Here is a 17634-nt window from a genome sequence, read left to right on the forward strand (position 1 = left end):
GCGGTGACGTCGCGGGCCCCTCAGCCTGAGGTGGAGCAACGTGACTCATGGTAGCCGAAGTCGCACCATGCCGATCCTGCCGTTCCGATGCCTCCGGCGTTTTTTGTTTGCCCTGGTGAAACGGGGCTGGCAAACAATTCCCCAGCCCGAAGACTGCGATGCGGAAACCACGAACGTTCCCTTACACACGAGGAGAATGATGCGAGTCAGCAAGGCTCTTCTGGCAGGCGCCTTCGGCGCGGCACTGCTTCTGTCGCAGTCCTCGGCGGCGCAGGCCCAGGCCGTCGCTTCGGCGGCGGCGGCGGACGGCGGATGCCGCCCCGCCTACACCGGCAACGGCTTCGTCAGCGTCTATCCGTGCATTTCGAAGAGCGGAACCACCGTCATCGCGGACGCGTACGCGGACGAGATGCCATCGGCCTGCGCCTACTACAAGGTCTCCATCGTCAGCGGCGCGTACGACACGGTATGGACGACCGGTCCGGAGGAGGCGTGCAGCCGGGCCCGCTCGGGCAACGTCTACCTCTACAACGCCCGGGGGACGTTCAGGTCGAAGATCACGACCTACGACCGCAACGACAGATCGATCGGCTCGCTCGAGAGCCCGAACATCACCGTTCCCTGACGCGTCCCGGAGGGACGGCAGAGGGTGACGCCGTCGCCCCGGTGACCGGCGGGCACGTCCGCTGGTACGGCAGCCGCGGAAAGTAGGTCCGCCAGTCCGCCTCCGGCAGCCCGCCTCCGGCGCGACGGCACACGGCAGCCGCCGAGGCGGCCGGGCCGACGTCGTAGCGCCGCACGGGCACGTGCTGTCCGGCGGCGTACAGGGAGTCGCCGCCGGCGCCGAAGGAGAGGGCCAGGATGCCGTCGCCGGGGGTGGGCAGGGGCGCTCCGATCGGCAGCCGGGAAGCGACATCCCACAGTCGCAGGGTGCCGTCCGCCGTCCCGACGGCCAGCACGGACTCGTCACGGGAGAACGCCAGCGCGGTGACATCCCGGCTCGGATCGGAGCCGCTCGCCGCGAACGCGTTCAGCACGCCGATGCGGCGCCGCACGGCACCGTCCCACAGGACGGTCTTGCCCGAGGCGTCCCCCGTGGCGAGGTACCTGCCGCCGGGGCTGAAAGCGTGCGCCTCGATGAGGCCGGGCCCGGCCGAGGGCGGATTCTTCGCGCCCGACCGCAAGTCCACGACATCACCCGTTGACGTGACGACGAGCGGCCGGACGGGGTGCACGGCGATCCGGTCCGCGGTGACGTCGGGCAACGCCCTCGTGATGGTGCGCCGGCGCAGGTCCCAGACCATCGTGGCTCCTCCCTGGTGAGGCTGGGCGTCCAGGAGCGACCTGTCGCCGGGCCCGAAGGCGATCGCCCCGGTCGGCGGCTTGTTCTCCGTGCTCAGCACCAGCGTGTCCGTCGTGCGCCGGCCGGCCACGTCCCACAGGGACACGCGGGTCGGCACCGTGGCGGGATACGACTCCGAACTGCCGAAGGCCAGCGTCCTGCCGTCGGAGGCGAAGGCGAGCAGGATCGAGCAGCCCGGCATGGCGTGCTCCTTCGGAGGGCACGCAACCTCCGGGAGGTCGGCGGGCGGCCCGCCGGACAGCGTCCGGTGGAGCCGGAACAGCACGCTTCCCCGCTCCCGCGCCTCGTAGGCCAGCGCCAGCCGGGTCCCGTCCGGGCTGAACACCGCCTGATCGGCCTCGTCCTCCTGCCACTGCGGGGTGAGGGCGGCGCCCAGATCGAGCGTGCGTACGGCAGCCGGCCACGCCCAGCTGGAGCCCGCCAGGTAGCGGATCCGGCTCGCCTGCGTGTCGATGCGCAGGTCGGCGACCTGCTCGCCCATGAGCGAGTGGCGGAAGACCGGTCTGCCCGGCCAGGAGACTCGCCACAGCAGGAGGTCGGTCCCGTCGGAAGCGGCCAGGAAGGCCCCGTCCGCGCTGAACCCGATCTCCTGGACGTTCCGATGGGCGATGGAGGCCACCTCGGCGCCCGACGCGAGGTCCCACAGGCGGACCCGCTCATCGGTGACGACCGCCAGGCGCCGGCTGTCGGGCGTGAACCGCACGAACTGGTACTGGCACTGACGCCGGCCAAGAACCGGCGCCCAGGCGGTGTCCGTCTTCCTGCCCGTGCGCACGTCCCACACCTGCAACCGCCGCCCCGGAACACACAGCGCCAGGTACCGATCGTCCGGGCTGAGCGTCGCGTCCGGGAAGTCCGGTGCGGTGACCGTCCGCCTCTCGGCGTGGCTGCGCGCCATGGCGGGCGCGGCATCCCACGTCGACTCCAACGACGCCGAGGGCTCTCTGGGGACGCTCACCCGCAGGAGCTCACGCCTCCGGGCGAGGTCCCACGCCAGGATCCGGTAGCGGGATCCCTCGGCGTTGTACCCGATGACGCTGCGCCCGCTCGTCCCCATCTCGAACCCGTCCTTCGCCGGGCCCAGCTCCCTGTCGTCACGGCGTCCGGTGGCCAGATCCCACGACGCCACGGCTCCGTCCGGCGTGAGGATGGGCAGCGTCCATGCGTCGCCCGTCCTCGCCCCTGCCCGCGGGTGCTCGGCGCCGAGCCCCGGCAGGAGAGCCGTCCGGCGGCGAGTGTCCACGTCCCAGGCGGAGACCTGGGCGGCGCCCACGCTGACCAGGGTGCGGCCGTCGATGCTGAGGTGACGCATGGTCCCGGGGGCGCCGTCGGGATCGGTGAAGACGTCCTGGTGGCGTTGCGTGGCCGCCGCGTGCAGGGCGGACCGGGTCTCGGGCAGGTCGGCGACCCGCCAGGCGGCCAGGCTGAGGCGCATCGCCCTGACCGGGTCCGTCTCGCGCAGGCTTTCCGCGATGCCGGCGGCGCGCCGGGCTTCGGCCTCGCGCTGGCGGGTCTGGCCCGTCGTGTTCTGCTGCCAGGCCAGCAGGGCCGCCACCAGCGTCAGCACGAGCAGTCCGGAGATCGCCGCGGTCCGTCGGGTGCCCGAGCGGCGCTCCCGCTCCCCGGCCGCCAGCCCGGCGGCCAGGAACTCGCGCTCCAGCGGAGTGAGCTCCTCCGAAAGCTGCTCCGGCCGCCTGCCGAGGAACCTGCCCGGGCCGCTGCCCCGGCTCTTCCCGGAGACGGTGAAGTGCTCGCGGGCAGCCGCCAGAGGCGCGCCGCGATACAGGCCGCCCGGATCGCGGTCGTGATCCCGCCAGGCCGTGGCCGCCTCGGTCAGGCGGCGCTGCAGCCGGATCCGCTCCCGGTCCGCCTCGATCCAGCCGCGCAGCCGTGGCCAGGCGGTGAGCAGCGCCTCGTGGGCGAGGTCCACCTGCGCGTCGCCGAGCGTGAGCAGGCGGGCCGCGGCCAGCCGGTCCAGCAGCAGCCGGGTGTCGCCGTCGGCGGGCAGCTCGCTCCGGCCGATGGGGCGGCGGGTGTCGGGCGTGCCACGGCCGGGCTCGACCAGGCGCAGCAGCAGATGCCGCAGCCGCTCCCGCTGCGGCGGGCTGAGATCGGCGTAGCAGGCTTCGCAGGTGCGGGCGATGGCGGCGTGGATGCCGCCGGACGCCTCGTACGCGGCCGTGGTCAGGGCCTTGCCACTGCTGCGGCGCCACGTTTCCAGCAGCGCGTGGGACATCAGCGGCAGCCCGCCGGGCTCGCCGTCGACCTCGGCGATGATGCGGGCGGTCAGCTCGCGTTCGACGATCAGGCCGGCGGCGGACGCGGGCCTGACGATCGCCTCACGTAACTCGGCCGTGCTCATCGGCCCGACCAGCAGCGTCGATCCCTGTACGGCCTCGGCCAGGGAGCGGTGCCCGGCGCAGTGGCCGAAGAAGTCGGCCCGCACGGCGATCACCACCCGGGCGCCGTTCTCACGCCGCGCCTCGGCCAGGAGCGCATCGACGAAGGCGTCCCGCCGCTCCGCGTCGGCGCACAGGGTGAAGAGCTCCTCGAACTGATCGACGATGATCACCTCGTCGGCCTGCCCGGGCCGGACGCGCTGCGGATCCGCTCCCGGCGCCAGCACGCGAACCGTGGGGGGCGGCCGATCCTCCCGCTCGCGCAACCGGGGGAGCAGGCCCGCGCGCAGCAGCGAGGACTTCCCGCTGCCCGAGGGACCGACCAGGAGGACCAGGCGGTGCGCGCCGACCAGCGCGGCCAGCCGGCCGGCCGTCGCGTCACGGCCGAAGAACCGGCCGTGGTCGGCTTCCTCGAAGCGGGCCAGCCCGAGATAGGGGGCCCGAGCGTCGTCCCGGCCGGCCGCGGCGAGCTCGCGCGCCTCCTCACCGGCCTCCTCCCAGCGTCGCCTCCAGTGCTCGGCGTCGCCGTCGCACGCCCGGACGTAGGCCAGCGCCACGTCGAGCGACGGCAGCCTTTCACCTGCGGCGGCCTGCGCCAGCGTGGTGACGGAGTAGTGGGCGCGGGCGGCCATCATGCGGTACGTGGGCGTACCGGCCTTGTGGCGGAGCTCGCGCAACTCGTGGGCGAAACGGGCGATCGGCCCGTCCGCCGGATTCAGCGGCTGCTCACGACGTCCCAACTCTTCTCCTCCAAGCGGTGAACACGTCCGGTGTCCGGGAATTTTTCGCACCGGCGAAAAGGGGGATGCGGAACAATCCGCCGGGGCTCTCGCGCGAGGAGAAAGATGCGAGCCGGCAGGCGCTGCTTCGGCGGTCGTCGGGCGCCCTGCACCGACGACGGCGGATGAGATTTCCCTCCCGGAACATACATGCCGAAGCTCCTGGTCTACAACCGGAGCGGCGGACAATAGCGCCTTTGACCTGCGTGTTCCTGCTCAGGCCGGAACTGGGTGACGATCTCCGGGCCGGTGGGATGTACTGACTCCGCGCCCAATCGGCTATTCAGGCCACGAGCGAGGAGAAATTCATGCTGAAGAAATTCATCCCGGCAGCCGTGGCTGCCATTTCCCTGGCAGGTCTGACATTCACGCATGTATACGACTGAGGTCACCATGACGCGGACTGGCCGACGACGCCGCAAACTGAAGACCACGTCCTGGTCACGTACATCCGGGGTGACACCGGATCCAGGCACACGACGTGCGTTCACCGCGCCGAGGACGGGGATCTCGGGTCGGGACATGAGTGGCCCGACGGGCGCGTCTACGTGACCGTCATCAAGATCGACTGGGTCAACCGCTGGACGTCGCCGTGCAACGGGTAGCCCGAGGACGGTCCTAGGCGTTCACCGGGCCGGGGACGCGATCACTGCTGCCGGTGGATCAGGTCGCCGCCCAGCCGGGTGAGCTGGTGGATGACCATGTTCGCGTGCCGGGTGCTGGTGATCAGCCCGGCCCGCTGCAGCACCTGCGCGTGCGCGCTGGCCGACGACAGGGAGGCGCCGGTCCGGCGGGCGAGTTCGCTGGTGGTGCAGCCGGTGGTGGCGGCGATGCAGCGCAGGATGCGGGCCCGGGTCGCGCCGAGCAGGTCGGGCAGCGGGTCGGGGCCGGGACCGGGGCCGGGTTCTGGTGTTCCGTGCGGGGTCGGGAACACCAGGACCGGCGGCAGGCTGGGGTCGGCCATCGCGACCGGGGTGAACCGCCCGAAGTAGGAGGGAATGAGGGTCAGGCCGCGGCCTCGCAGGTGGATCTCGTACCGGCCGGTGGCGTAGTCGGTCTCGAGCACCGGGGGCCGCCACCGGATCGACGGTCCGAGGCCGGCGAGCATCGTGTCCACGCCCTGGTCGGTGAGCAGGCGGGCCAGCCTGGCGCGTTCGCGGCCGAGGGTGTGCTCCATCGCGGTTCGGCGGGAGCCGAAGGCGACCTGGCAGTACCGCTCGCTCAGCCGTGCCAGGTCGCGGATCGCGTGCCGGCTGCCGCGGGCGAGGTCGTCCAGCGTCGCGGGGACGGGCGCGTGCGGGCGCAACTGGTCGAGTTCGTGCCGCACGCGCGCCGACGGCGTGTCGGCCAGGACGTCCAGGCCCTGCTGGAACCCGTTCGTCGACTCGTAGGGGGTCAGGAAGTCGGGGAAGTACGCCTTGATCGGCGCCAGGGGCACCAGCTTCTCCCGTACCGGTGTGAGCAGCCCGGCCTCGGCCAGGTCGGCGCGGACCTGCCGCCGCCAGCCGGACATCGCGCCGGTGCCGCCTGGCCGCTGCAGTGTGTGCAGGCTGAGCACCATTTCCCACATGATGTCCAGTCGGCTGGCGATGCGCACGCGAGCCAGGTCCTCACCGGTGAAGACGATCCGCAGGGTCCCCTTGATCATGATCGCATGTTCGGCCGCCAAGGTCACAGACAGATCAAAAGCCGATCGACGACGGCCGCCGCCCTCTCGAACGTCACGTCGATGCCCTGGTCGGCGCGGATCGGCTTGTTGCGGAGGGCGGCGCCGGCCTGGTCGTCGCCGGCGCCGGTCGGTGGGTGATCGCCCGCCGGTGGCCGGGCGGCCGGGGGTCAGGCAGGCCGTGCCCACGGCGGCCGAAGGCGACATGATACTTTACGCCCGTAGAGGTCCGGCGGGGGAGTGGGCGGAGATGACGGCGGAGGGCTCGACGCGACGGCAGCAGATCGCGGACGCGGCGATCGAGACGCTGGCGGAGGCGGGTTCGCGCGGGCTCACCCATCGGGCCGTCGACCGGGCGGCGGGGCTGCCGGAGGGCTCCAGCTCCTTCTACTTCCGCACCCGGCTGGCGTTGCTCCAGGCGGCTCTCGACCGGCTCCTCGAGCTCGAGATGGCGGAGCTCGCCTCACTTCCCGAGCTGCGTGGCGACAGCCCGACCGAACGGGCGGTCGAGCTGGCGATGTTCGCCATCGGGCACTGGACGACCGCCGGCCGCGTCCGGACGCTGGCCCGTCACGAGCTCTCCCTGGAGGCGACCCGCCGCCCCGAGCTGCGCGCGTCCCTGCAGAAGGCGTCCGACGTCGCTCATCGGCCGATCGTCGACCTGCTCGCGACGGCCGGCATCCCCGGGCTGGAGAAGCGCATCCACCTGATCGTCGCCTGCATCGACGGGCTCATCCTGGAACACCTGACCGGCCCCGACGGGCTCGACCTCGACCCGGTCGAGTTGCGGGCCGTGCTCCATCCCCTGATGAGCGGGCTCTCGCCCTGACCTTCGCGCGCGGCGCTCACGTGAGGATCCGGCTCTCCGGTACGTGATCGACGGCGCGGGTCCTGGCGTAGCGCGGCCGCCAGAGGGCGTGGTACAGCAGCCGGTCGGTCGGGGGAAGATGGCGCAGCACGGAACCGCGCACGGCGGCTGGGGCGCCGTCGAGAAGCCAGGGGTAGAAGGAGGCGGCTCCCCGCAGACCGGCCAGCCGGCGGCGTTCCCAGTAGAGCGCGACCCGCTCGGCCCGGGTGAACAGCTCGGCGGTCGCCTCGGCGAGGCGGGTCTCGTGCCGGTGGTGGCGCGTCAGGGCGATCATCAGATTCGACAGCGCGCGCCAGGCCCGGTCCGGGGAGGCGGGGCGTCTTGCGGTGGCGTCGACCGCGTCGACCAGCGTGGCGAGCCTCCGGCGCTCCTCGGCGATGACACCGAGCAGGGCCAGGTCGGCCCGGCCCGCCTTCGCCCGTAGCACCGGCCACTGGTGGTTCCGGTCGGCGCGCTGGTGGATGAGCAGGAAGTACGCGAAGCGGGCCCATCGGTTCCGGCTCCGCGCCTCGCTGTCGCCCTGTCGTGCCACGGCCGCGGCCAGGAGGGCGAGGTCGCGCTCGAACGCCTCGTGGAGCGCGGCGCGCATGCGGGCTTCGTCGGACGTGGTGACGGTGGGCATGGCCTCCCTCTCGTGCGTGCCGGACAGGCGAGCGCGGACTCCTGCGTCATCCCGCCTCCCCGCATCTACTTCTGTAGAGCATCATTGCTACTCTACAGAAGTAGATGGCCTCCACCGGCACCCGAAAGAGGACCCTTCCGATGAGAACCCGACCCCCATCCGGGGCATCGCGACAGAAGCGGCGGATCGATGATTGACAGAACGGCGGGCTTCGCCAGGCGCAACCTGCGCAAGGTCTTCCCCGGCCACTGGTCGTTCCTGCTGGGGGAGATCGCGCTCTACAGCTTCGTCATCCTGCTGCTCACCGGAGCGTTCCTGACGTTCTGGTACAAGCCCAGCATGGGACACGTCGTCTACGACGGGTCGTACGCGCCGCTCAAGGGCATCCTGATGTCCGAGGCCTACGCCTCGACGCTGGAGATCAGCTTCGAGGTGCGCGGCGGCCTGCTCATCCGCCAGACCCACCACTGGGCGGCGCTGCTGTTCGTCGCCGGGATGCTGGTGCACATGCTCCGCGTGTTCTTCACCGGCGCCTACCGCAAGCCGCGCGAGCTGAACTGGATCATCGGCGTGCTGCTGCTGGCGCTCGGCATGGCCGAGGGCGTCACCGGCTACATCCTGCCCGACGACCTGCTGTCCGGCGCGGGCCTGCGCATCACGCAGGGGGTGGCGATCTCCCTGCCGGTGGTCGGGACGTACGTCCAGTTCTTCGTGTTCGGCGGCGAGTATCCCGGCGAGGACGTCATCTCCCGGTTCTTCACGCTGCACGTCCTGCTCATCCCCGGCCTCCTGGTCGCGCTCGTCTGCACCCACATGGTCCTCATGTGGGTGCAGAAGCACACCCAGATGCCCGGCAGGAACCGCACCGAACGCAACGTCGTCGGCTCCCCGTTCTACCCGGCCTTCATGGCCAAGGCGGGCGCGTACTTCTTCTTCACGCTCGCGGTCCTACTGGGTCTCGCCACCTTCGCGCAGATCAACCCGATCTGGCTGGCCGGTCCGTTCAACCCGGCCGACATCTCCGCGGGCTCGCAGCCCGACTGGTACATGGGCGTCCTGGAGGGGGCGTTGCGCGTCATGCCGGCCTGGGAGATCAACGCCCTGGGGCACACGCTGCCGTTGAGCGTGATCATCCCAGGACTGGTGCCCCTGGGCGTCATCGTGACGGGCCTGGCCCTCTACCCGTTCGTCGAGCGGTGGGTCACCGGCGACACCCTGGAGCACCACCTCGCCGACCGCCCGCGTAACAACCCGGTCCGCACCTCGATCGGTATGGCGGCCATCGCCTTCTACGGCGTGCTGTGGCTGATGGGGGCGAACGACGAGATCTCGGCCAACTTCCACATCTCGCTCTTCGCGCTGACGTGGGCGGGCCGGGCCGGGGTCATCGTCCTGCCGGTCCTCGCGTACGTGATCACGTACCGGCTGTGCCTGGGCCTGCAGCGCGGCGACGCCGGACTTCTCGCGCACGGCGTCGAGTCGGGGGTGGTCAGGCGGCTGCCGCACGGCGAGTTCGTCGAGGCCCACGTGCCGCCGGCCGAGGACATCGCGGCCCACATCAGGGGCAAGGCGGCGATCCCGGTGATCCGCGGCGCCTACGGGGCCGGGCGCGACGGTGTGCCGGCCGAGGAGCGGCGTGGTCCGCTGGGCCGGCTGCGCGCCCGCCTGAGCCGGGCGTACGGCGGCGAGAAGATCCCCCTGGAGAGCGGACCCCGCGCGGATCACGGCGCACCCCACGCCCGCGACGGCGAGCACGAGGCCGTGACGCGCTGAGAACGGCTCGGGCGGTCAGCGGGAGACGCTGGTGGCGCTGCGGCGCGGCCCGGCGTAACGCCAGAAGAAGTTGAGCAGCACGCTGGCCCGGTTGCGCCCGCCCAGCAGGTAGGACACGTGGATGAAGATCCACACCAGCCAGGCCGGGAACCCGCGCACGGTCAGCCCGTTGGGCAGTTGCAGCACCGCCTCGCCCTTGCCCACGGTGGCCATGATGCCCGGGTCCCGGTAGGAGAACCGCTGCGGCGGCCGGCCCTGGATGGCCGCGGCGATCTGCCGGCCCGCGTGGTCGCCCATCTGGATCGCCGGCTGGGCGAGCTGCGGCTGCGGCTCGGGCTGCCCCGACAGGTCGCCCGCCACGAAGATCTCCGGGTGGCCGGGCACGTTCAGCGCGTCGGTGAGCGTGATCCGGCCGCCCTTGCCCTGCTCCAGGCCCCAGCTCCCGACCTGCTCGGGGGCCGTCACGCCGAGCGCCCACACGGTCAGGTCGCTCGGCAGCCGCGTGCCGTCGCTCAGCAGCACCGCGTCCTCCTCGACCGCCGCGACCGTGGAGCCCAGGCGCAGCTTGACGCCCCGCCTGCGCAGCGCCGCCGCCGTCGCGTCCCGCAGCCTCGGCTTGTACGGGGCCAGCACGTACTCGAAGCGCTCCACCAGCGTCACGCTCGTCCGGTCGGGGCCGATCTCCGGATGCGTCAGCGGCAGCGTGCGCCGGCGCAGCTCGGCCAGCGTGCCCGCCATCTCCACCCCGGTCGCGCCCGCGCCCACCACCACGACGTGCGTGCTCTTGCGGCGGCCGAGCGCCGTGTCCTCCAGGTACTGTCCCAGCCGGTCGCGCAGCGCCGCCGCGTCGTGCAACGAGTAGATCGGCAGCGCGTTCGCCTCGGCGCCCTCGATGCCGAGCCAGTTGGTGGTCACGCCGGTGGCCAGCACGAGATAGTCGTAGTCCAGCCCCGTCCCGTCCTCGAACTCCACCCGCCGCTCGTCCGCCAGCACCCTGGTGAGCGTCGCCCGGCGGGTGCGCACGTTCGGCCACTTGGCGGCGAACGTGCGGATCGGGTACGACACGTCCGACAGGCCCATCCCGGCGGTGGCGACCTGGTAGAGCAGGGGCTGGAAGGTCGAGTACGGGTTGCGGTCGACCAGCGTCACCAGGGCGCCGGCGCGGGCCAGCCTCTTCGTGGCCGCGAGCCCCGCGAACCCCGCACCCACGACCACGACCCGCGCTCTCTTCACCATGATCCGGTCCTTCCCTGAAACGCCGATCCGGAAAATCGTCCAATACCCTTTGTTTCCCGGTATGTGCGTCTTTTGGCGGACCAGGGTCGGCAACCGCGCGGGTCACGTACCTCCCAGACTCCACACGTACAGGACCCCGCCCGCCGCGCCCGCGACCACGGGACGGCCTGCGACCTCCGCCAGGGCCAGCGCGCGGACCTCCGGGCCGGTGGTGAGGAGCTCGCCGATGACCTCGCCCGTGTCGAGGTTCCAGACGCGCACGTACGTGCCGCCGCCAGGACTGTGCGCGACCACCGCGACCGGCACCCCGTCCAGCAGGCCCGCGACCAGGGCGGCGGTCCCGCGCGCGCCGAACGACCACTTCCCCGACCGCTTCCCGCTCGCCAGATCGTGGACCCGCAGGGTGGCGTCCAGGTGCGTGGAGACGAGCAGCGTGCGGCCCTCCCGCTCGACGCAGGCCAGCCGTTCGACGCCGCCGATGTCCCCGGTGCGGAAGTCGTGCGCCACCCCGCCGCCGGACAGCCCGCGGACGCGGACCCGGTTGCGGCCGTCGGCGGTGACGAGCACGTCGCGGCCGTCCAGCCTGCCGAACGCCAGCGCGCCGATGCCCTGGAAGTGCTCGCCCATCGGCTTGCCGAGCTGCTCGCCCCCGGCGACGTCCCACAGGCGGGCGACGCTGTAGAGGTCCCTGACGAGGTCGTACTTCTGGGAGATCGCCACCGCCTTGCCGCCCGCGAGCGTGACGCCGATGATCGGGTCGCCGGCGCCGTGGCGGGCGTCCGGGCCCCACACGCGCATCCGGCCGTCGGCGTGCCCGGACACCACCCGGTCGCCGTCCTCGCACGCGACGCACGTCACGGCCGCGCCGCCGTCGCCCAGCCTGGCCACCCTGGCGGCGGTGGCGGTCGTGCTCAGGTCCCAGGTCAGGACCGTCCCGTTGCCGGTGCCGCACGCGACCCGCGCGCCCGAGGCGGCGAGCGTCACCGGCGTGCCGCTCCCGCGCGGCAGGGTGACGGGCTCCACGACGAACGACCCGAACGGCACGGGCTGCGGCGCCGCCGTGGCCGCGCCCGGGGTGCCTTCGGTCGCGGTGGGCGTCGCCCCGGCGGTCGCCGTGCCGGTCGTGCCCGTGGTGCCGGTCGTCCCGGTCGTGCCGGGGCTCGCCGTACGGGCGGTCCCGGTCGCCGTGGGGTCCGCCGGTCCGTTCGCCTCGAAGACGCCGCTTCCCGGCCGGAGGATCGCGAACGCCGACACCGCCGCGGCCGCCGTCGCCGCGACGCCCCCGATGAGGACCCGCCGGCTCGCCGCCCCACCCCGTCCCGCCACCGTCTCGGGCCCGCCGGAGGACGACGCGGTATGAGCTCCGGGCCCCGGCGGCAAGGCCCGCTCCGGACCACCCGTCCCCGGCGGCCCGAACGGCGGCACGGGCGCCCCGGGCCCGTACGGCCCCTGCGCACGCGGCGCCCCGGGCGCCGCGCCGTACGCCCCCTCCGGCTGCCGGTCCGCCCGCCCGGCATGGCCGCCCCCGCCGCCCCCGCCTTGCGCCGGCCCCTGCCCGGCGTCCTGGGGCGCGCTGTACGAGCCCTGCCCTGACGGCCGCGCCTGCCCGGTGCCCGGGGCCGGGACGTACGGACCGTGCGGCGTCGGGGTGTGCTGGCCGGCGGGGTGGTCCGGGCGGGGGATGAGGCGCTGGGCGGCGTCGGGGGCGCCGGACTGGGTGAGGGCGGCGAGCAGGTCGGCGGGGGCCGGGCGGGCGGCGGGCGACTTGGCGAGACAGGCGCGGATCGGCTCGGCGAGATGCGGCGGGACGCCGGTCAGGTCGGGTTCGTCGGTGAGGATCGCGTTCAGGATGACCGGCACCGTGCCGCCCGCGAAGGGCGGCCGCCCGGTGGCCGCGAACACCATGGTGCCCGCCCAGCTGAACACGTCGGACGCCGGCCCGACCCGCTCCCCGGTGAACTGCTCCGGCGACATGTACGTGGGCGTGCCGACGGGCCCGGACGCGTGCGTGGTGGCGTCGAGCGCCTTGGCGATGCCGAAGTCGATGACGGTGGGCCCCTCCGGCCCCATCAGCACGTTGCCCGGCTTGAAGTCGCGGTGCACGATCCCGGCCCGGTGGATGGCGGCCAGCGCGGTGAGCGTGGCGATGGCGAGCCGGTCCAGCCCGCCGCCGGTGCGCGGTCCGGAGGAGCGCACGAGCGCCTGGAGGGTGTCTCCGGCGACGTACTCGCTGACGATGTAGGGCCGCTCGTCCAGCGTGCCGACGTCCAGCACGGCCGCCGTGCAGAACGCGGCCACGCGGCGCGCCGCCTCGACCTCGCGCAGGAAGCCCCGGGTGACGTCGTCGTCGTGGCCCAGGTGGCTGTGCAGCAGCTTGATCGCGACCGGGCGGCCGTCGTCGGCGGTGCCGTGGTAGACGACGCCCTGGCCGCCGGAGCCGAGCACCCCGGTGAGGCGGTAGCCGCCGATCCGCTCGGGGTCGCCCGGGCGGAGCGGCCGGATGTCCGGCATCCCACTCCTTTCCGGACCTTTCATGAACGACCACACGATAGGCCCGGCCGTACCCGGGGCGGAAGGCGGCAGCCGCGGTCAGGCGAGCGTCCAGGCGGCGGCCTGCTCGCGCTGCCGCCAGTAGGCGGCGAAACGCCCGCCCCGGGCCAGCAGCTCGGCCGGGGCGCCCGCCTCGGCCACCCGCCCGTCCTCCAGGAAGACCACCTGGTCGGCGCGGGCGATCGTGCTGAGCCGGTGGGCGACGACGACGGTGGCCCGCCGTCCCGCCGCCGACTCCAGCGCGGCGACGACGGCCCGCTCGTTGGCGGCGTCCAGGGCGGCCGTGGCCTCGTCGAGCAGGAGCAGCGGCGCGTCCTTGAGCAGGGCGCGGGCGATGCTCACCCGCTGGCGTTCGCCGCCGGACAGCGCCGCGCCGCGTTCGCCCACGCGGGTGTCCCAGCCGTCGGGCAGCCGTTCGATCACCTCGTCGAGCCGGGCCGCCGACGCCGCCTCGCGGACCCGCTCGTCGGGCGCGTCCGGGTCGCCGAGCCGGACGTTGTCGTAGAGGCTCGCGTCGAAGAGGTAGACGTCCTGGAAGACGATGCCGAGCCCGCCCATCAGCGCGGCCGGGTCGTAGCGGCGCACGTCGTGCCCGGCGACCAGCACGCTGCCCTCCCGGGCCTCGTGGAAGCGGGCGACGAGCGCCAGCAGCGTCGACTTGCCCGCGCCCGACGGGCCGACGATCGCCGTGGTGGTGCCGCGCTCCACCGTGAACGAGACCCCGGCCAGCACGTCCCGCCCCGGCTCGTGGCCGAAGCGTACGTCGCGCAGCTCCAGGGCGGGCGCGCCCGGGTCGGGCACGACCGGGGCGGGGGCGTCCGCGCCGAGCACCGGCGCGTCGAGCACACTGCGGACCCGCGTCAGGGTGCCGCGCAGCGCCTCCATCGCCGGGGAGAGCTCCGCCAGCGTGGCGAACGGCTCGGCGAAACGCACCGCGACGATGACGAGCGCGACCACCTGCGCGCCGCCGAGCTCGCCGGTCACGCCCAGCACGACCGCCGTCGCCACCAGGCCGAGCAGGGCCGCCTGGGTGGCCAGCCCGAACAGCACCTGCCCCGGCAGGCTGAAGCCGATCAGCCGCAGCGCCGCCGACCGCTGCCGGTCCAGCGCCCGGCCCACCGCCGTGCCGCGCACGCCGGTCCGCCCGGCGGCGCGCAGCGCGGGCTGGGCCTGCGCCAGCTCGATGACGCGCTGCCCCGCCTCGGCGGAGGCCGCCGTGTAGGCGTCGTCGGCCGCGCGCAGGCACCGGCCGCTCGCCCACATGGCGCCCAGCAGCACCGGCGCCGCCGCCAGCGCCACCAGGCCGAGCGGCCAGGCGACCAGCAGCAGCCCGGCCCCGATCAGCGGCGGCGTGATGAGCGCCCCGGCGACCGGCGTCAGCAGGTGCGCCACCCCCTGGCACAGCTCGCGCCCCGACGAGGTCAGCGCCCGCTGCGCCTCGGCCCGCCGCCCGGCGGTGAACCAGCCGAGCGGGATGCGCTGGAGCCGGTCCACGACCCGCGCCTCCATGCCGGACAGCAGCTCGAAGCCGATCGCGAACCCGGCGGCGGCGACCGCGCGGTCGGCGGCCCAGCCCGCCGCCACCAGCGCCGCCAGCAGCGCGATCCAGCCCGCGGCGGCGCCGGGCCCGGCGGAGAACAGCGCGCCGAGCAGCGGCACCAGCGTGAGCACCGCCCCCGCCCGCACCGCCGCGCTCACCACGAGCAGGACCAGGTAGCGGACGACCGCGGCCCGGTCGCCGGCCAGCCGGAGCACGTCGAAGATCATCATGTCAGGGTCTCCAGGGGAGCGGCGGCGGCCTGCCACAGGTCGCGGTAGAGGCCGGGGGCGGCCAGCAGCGTCTCGTGCGTGCCACGCTGGACGACCCGGCCGCCGTCCAGCACCACGATCGCGTCCGCGCCCGTGATCGTGTGCAGCCGGTGCGCGATGACCACGACGGTACGGCCCGCGACCAGCTCGCTGATCGCCCGCTGCACCAGGTGCTCGGACTCCGGGTCGGCGAACGCCGTCGCCTCGTCCAGCACCAGCACCGGCGCGTCCGCCAGCAGGGCGCGCGCGATCGTCAGCCGCTGCGCCTCGCCGCCCGACAGCCGGGCCCGCTCGCCGAGCACCGTGTCGTAGCCGTCCGGCAGCCGGGCGATCCGGTCGTGCACGTGCGCCGCCCTGGCCACCCGTTCCACCTCTTCCCGGGAGGCGTTCGGCCTGGCCAGCGCGATGTTGTCGTGGACGCTCGCCCGGAGCAGGGACACGTCCTGGAAGACGAACCCGACCGTACGGTGCAGCTCGGCCTGCGACAGCTCGCGCAGGTCGACGCCGTCGACGGTGATCCGGCCGGCGTCCACGTCGTGGAAGCGCGCCAGCAGCGCGGCGAGCGTCGACTTGCCCGCGCCGCTCGGCCCCACGAGCGCCGTCACCGTCCCCGGCGCGAACTCCAGGTCGACACCCGACAGCACCGGCCGCCGCGCGTCGTAGCCGAACCCCACCCCCTCGAACCGGACCGTACGGCCCGCCGCCCCGGGAAGCGGCCGGGGCAGCCGCGGCTCGGGCAGCTCCGGCTCCACCAGCAGCAGGCCGATGCGCCGCGCCGCCGCCAGCGCGTCACGTACCGAACCCAGGCCGAACGCGGCAGCCAGCAACTGGCTGCCGAACGTCGCGCCGAGCAGCAGGAACGGGAGCAGGTCCGCGGTGGCGAGCAGGCCCCCCGCCGCCATCGGCGCGCCCGCCACGACGATCAGCAGCAGGCTCGTCAGCGGGCGCGTCACCAGGTCGACCGCCGTCCGGCGGCGGACCAGCGGCCGCTGCCACCGCTCCAGGAACCGCGCCCGCTCGCCCAGCAGCGCCCGGAAACCGCCCGCCGGGCCCGCGTCGTACGCCCTGACCACGGTCAGGCCGTCCACGTACGAGACCGCCTCCGCGCCGACCCGCCGCTCCCACACGGTGAACCCGGCCAGCTCGGCGGCCGACGCCTGCACCATGCGCGCCGACATGACGAGGTAGGCCAGCAGCGGCGCCAGCAGCACCGCCGCCAGCGCCGGCGAGACCGTGAACAGGTAGACCAGCACCGCCAGCGGGGCCACCAGCGCCGCCACCACGTCCAGCACCGCGTGCGTCACCAGGTAGTGCACGCTCTCCGCGTCGTCCTGGACCGCCTGCTTGACCCGGCCGGAGGAGCGCTCGGTGAACCAGCCCAGCGGCAGCCGCGCCAGCTTGCCCACCACGTCCGCGCGCACCCGGTGACCGAACCGCGCGTCGAGCACGTGCATCGCCGCCACCAGCAGGCCCGCCAGCGCCGCGCCGCCGCCCATCAGCGCCAGCGCCCCCACCCCCAGCCCGGCCAGTCCCTCCGCCTGCGGGCCGGCAGTGAGCAGGCGGCGGCACAGCTCGACCAGCAGCAGGTAGGGCGCGAGCTGCACCAGGCTCACCACGGCCTGGAACGCCCCGGCCAGCAGGAGCCGCCCCCGCAACGGCGCCAGCAGCCGCGCCCCCGCCCGCGACCGCCACCCCGCCGAGGCCGCAGCGGACCCTCCCGAGCCCGCGCGCCCAGCGGACGCGCCCGCTGGTGCGCCTGCCGCCGTCGGTGTCGCGGGGTGGTTTCGCGTGGTGCCGGTGGTGGGGGTTTCCTCGCCGGGGGTGTGGTCGCGGCCGGTGCCCATCGCCTGGCCGCGGATCCAGTACGCGCGGGCCTTGGCGTCGCCCCGGGGGAAGCCGAGGTCCTTGAGCCGGGCGCGGACGTGCTTGGTGGCGGCCGATTCGGCGGTGACCCAGGCGTACCAGTTGGACCAGTCGCGCTCCTCGATGGCGTCGGCGAGCGCGGCGGGGTCGCCGGTGGCGGGCTGCCAGGTGACCGTGGCGCGGGGGTGCGGCGTGACGGGGATGAGCGTGTCGTGCTCCTGGTGGCGTTCGAGGTGGACGCGTACCTCGGCGGTGTCGGGCAGGGCGGCGAGGATGGCGTTGATGCCGGGCAGCGAGGCGGCGTCGCCGACGAGCAGGTAGCCGTCGGGCGCGGGGTCGGGCGGGGCGAAGTGCCCGGAGGCCCAGCGGGTGACCTGGACGGTGTCGCCGGTCCCGGCCTGGGCGGCCCAGGCGCTGGCGGGTCCGGCGGGCTCGTGGATGAGGAACTCGATGCTGACCCGCCGCGTCTCCGGGTCGGGGTCGAGCAGCGTGTAGCCGCGCTGGTGCTCGCGCCCGGGCCGGCGGGGGTCGGGCACCCAGAGCCGTACCCAGCTCGCGGGCTCGATCGGCTGCCCGTCGAACAGCGTCGGCGCGTCGAAGGTGATGCGACGGTAGTGCGGGGTGACGTCGTCGACGGCGGCGACGGTGAGCGTGTGCTCCACGGCGCCGAAGGTCTTCATCATGGCCCCGGCGTAACCCCTGCTCG

10 protein-coding genes are annotated in these 17634 nt (G+C 74.0%); 3 read left to right on the forward strand and 7 right to left on the reverse strand.

Annotated elements, in window-relative coordinates; all coding sequences use genetic code 11:
- Window positions 1-67 precede the first annotated feature (67 nt).
- Window positions 68-625 carry a hypothetical protein gene (locus tag KME80_RS24405; protein WP_219508450.1) on the forward strand — a complete coding sequence of 186 codons (558 nt, stop codon included), beginning with the start codon at window positions 68-70 and terminating at the stop codon, window positions 623-625.
- Here the strand turns inward: KME80_RS24405 and KME80_RS24410 are convergent.
- Window positions 612-4502, reverse strand: coding sequence for an nSTAND1 domain-containing NTPase (locus KME80_RS24410; RefSeq protein ID WP_219508451.1), 3891 nt, complete (start codon window positions 4500-4502; stop codon window positions 612-614). The two genes, KME80_RS24405 and KME80_RS24410, sit on opposite strands and share 14 nt — an antisense overlap.
- Before the next feature lie 685 nt (window positions 4503-5187).
- The gene (locus KME80_RS24415; RefSeq protein ID WP_219508452.1) at window positions 5188-6189 is read right to left on the reverse strand and encodes a helix-turn-helix domain-containing protein; all 1002 of its coding nucleotides are present in this window, start codon (window positions 6187-6189) and stop codon (window positions 5188-5190) included.
- 268 nt (window positions 6190-6457) lie between these two features.
- Between KME80_RS24415 and KME80_RS24420 the strand changes: the two genes are divergently transcribed.
- On the forward strand, window positions 6458-7036 hold the full coding sequence (locus KME80_RS24420) for a TetR/AcrR family transcriptional regulator (protein ID WP_219508453.1): 579 nt from the start codon (window positions 6458-6460) through the stop codon (window positions 7034-7036).
- Window positions 7037-7052: 16 nt separating this feature from the next.
- On the opposite strand, the gene KME80_RS24425 is transcribed toward KME80_RS24420, so the two are convergent.
- Window positions 7053-7697, reverse strand: a complete 645-nt coding sequence (locus KME80_RS24425; protein ID WP_219508454.1) for a hypothetical protein — start codon at window positions 7695-7697, stop codon at window positions 7053-7055.
- Between the two features lie 189 nt (window positions 7698-7886).
- On the opposite strand from KME80_RS24425, the gene qcrB reads away from it, so the two are divergent.
- Complete coding sequence (gene qcrB, locus KME80_RS24430; RefSeq protein ID WP_219508455.1) at window positions 7887-9470, forward strand: cytochrome bc1 complex cytochrome b subunit; 1584 nt, start codon at window positions 7887-7889, stop codon at window positions 9468-9470.
- A 15-nt stretch (window positions 9471-9485) separates the two neighbouring features.
- Here qcrB and KME80_RS24435 read toward each other — a convergent pair whose 3' ends face one another.
- From KME80_RS24435 to KME80_RS24450, 4 genes are all read right to left on the reverse strand, one after another.
- Window positions 9486-10706, reverse strand: coding sequence for an NAD(P)/FAD-dependent oxidoreductase (locus KME80_RS24435; RefSeq protein ID WP_219508456.1), 1221 nt, complete (start codon window positions 10704-10706; stop codon window positions 9486-9488).
- Window positions 10707-10808: 102 nt separating this feature from the next.
- Window positions 10809-13217 (reverse strand): WD40 repeat domain-containing serine/threonine protein kinase, encoded by a 2409-nt coding sequence (locus tag KME80_RS24440; protein ID WP_219508457.1) that lies wholly within the window; start codon window positions 13215-13217, stop codon window positions 10809-10811.
- A 78-nt stretch (window positions 13218-13295) separates the two neighbouring features.
- Window positions 13296-15026, reverse strand: a complete 1731-nt coding sequence (locus tag KME80_RS24445; protein ID WP_219508458.1) for an ABC transporter ATP-binding protein — start codon at window positions 15024-15026, stop codon at window positions 13296-13298.
- Entirely contained in the window at window positions 15023-17611 is a 2589-nt protein-coding gene (locus KME80_RS24450) for an ABC transporter ATP-binding protein/permease (RefSeq protein WP_219508459.1), read from the reverse strand. Before KME80_RS24450 ends, KME80_RS24445 begins: the two co-directional genes overlap by 4 nt.
- Window positions 17612-17634: the final 23 nt, after the last annotated feature.

The organism is Nonomuraea ceibae (assembly GCF_019396325.1).
Lineage (GTDB): Bacteria > Actinomycetota > Actinomycetes > Streptosporangiales > Streptosporangiaceae > Nonomuraea > Nonomuraea ceibae.

Excerpts from the sequence above, each read along its gene's own strand:
- KME80_RS24420 (WP_219508453.1), top strand. The coding sequence starts at position 6,458 with ATGACGGCGGAGGGCTCGACGCGACGGCAGCAGATCGCGGACGCGGCG.
- qcrB (WP_219508455.1), top strand. The coding sequence starts at position 7,887 with ATGATTGACAGAACGGCGGGCTTCGCCAGGCGCAACCTGCGCAAGGTC.
- KME80_RS24425 (WP_219508454.1), bottom strand. The coding sequence starts at position 7,697 with ATGCCCACCGTCACCACGTCCGACGAAGCCCGCATGCGCGCCGCGCTC.
- KME80_RS24435 (WP_219508456.1), bottom strand. The coding sequence starts at position 10,706 with ATGGTGAAGAGAGCGCGGGTCGTGGTCGTGGGTGCGGGGTTCGCGGGG.
- KME80_RS24405 (WP_219508450.1), top strand. The coding sequence starts at position 68 with ATGCCGATCCTGCCGTTCCGATGCCTCCGGCGTTTTTTGTTTGCCCTG.
- KME80_RS24450 (WP_219508459.1), bottom strand. The coding sequence starts at position 17,611 with ATGATGAAGACCTTCGGCGCCGTGGAGCACACGCTCACCGTCGCCGCC.
- KME80_RS24415 (WP_219508452.1), bottom strand. The coding sequence starts at position 6,189 with ATGATCAAGGGGACCCTGCGGATCGTCTTCACCGGTGAGGACCTGGCT.
- KME80_RS24445 (WP_219508458.1), bottom strand. The coding sequence starts at position 15,026 with ATGATGATCTTCGACGTGCTCCGGCTGGCCGGCGACCGGGCCGCGGTC.
- KME80_RS24440 (WP_219508457.1), bottom strand. The coding sequence starts at position 13,217 with ATGCCGGACATCCGGCCGCTCCGCCCGGGCGACCCCGAGCGGATCGGC.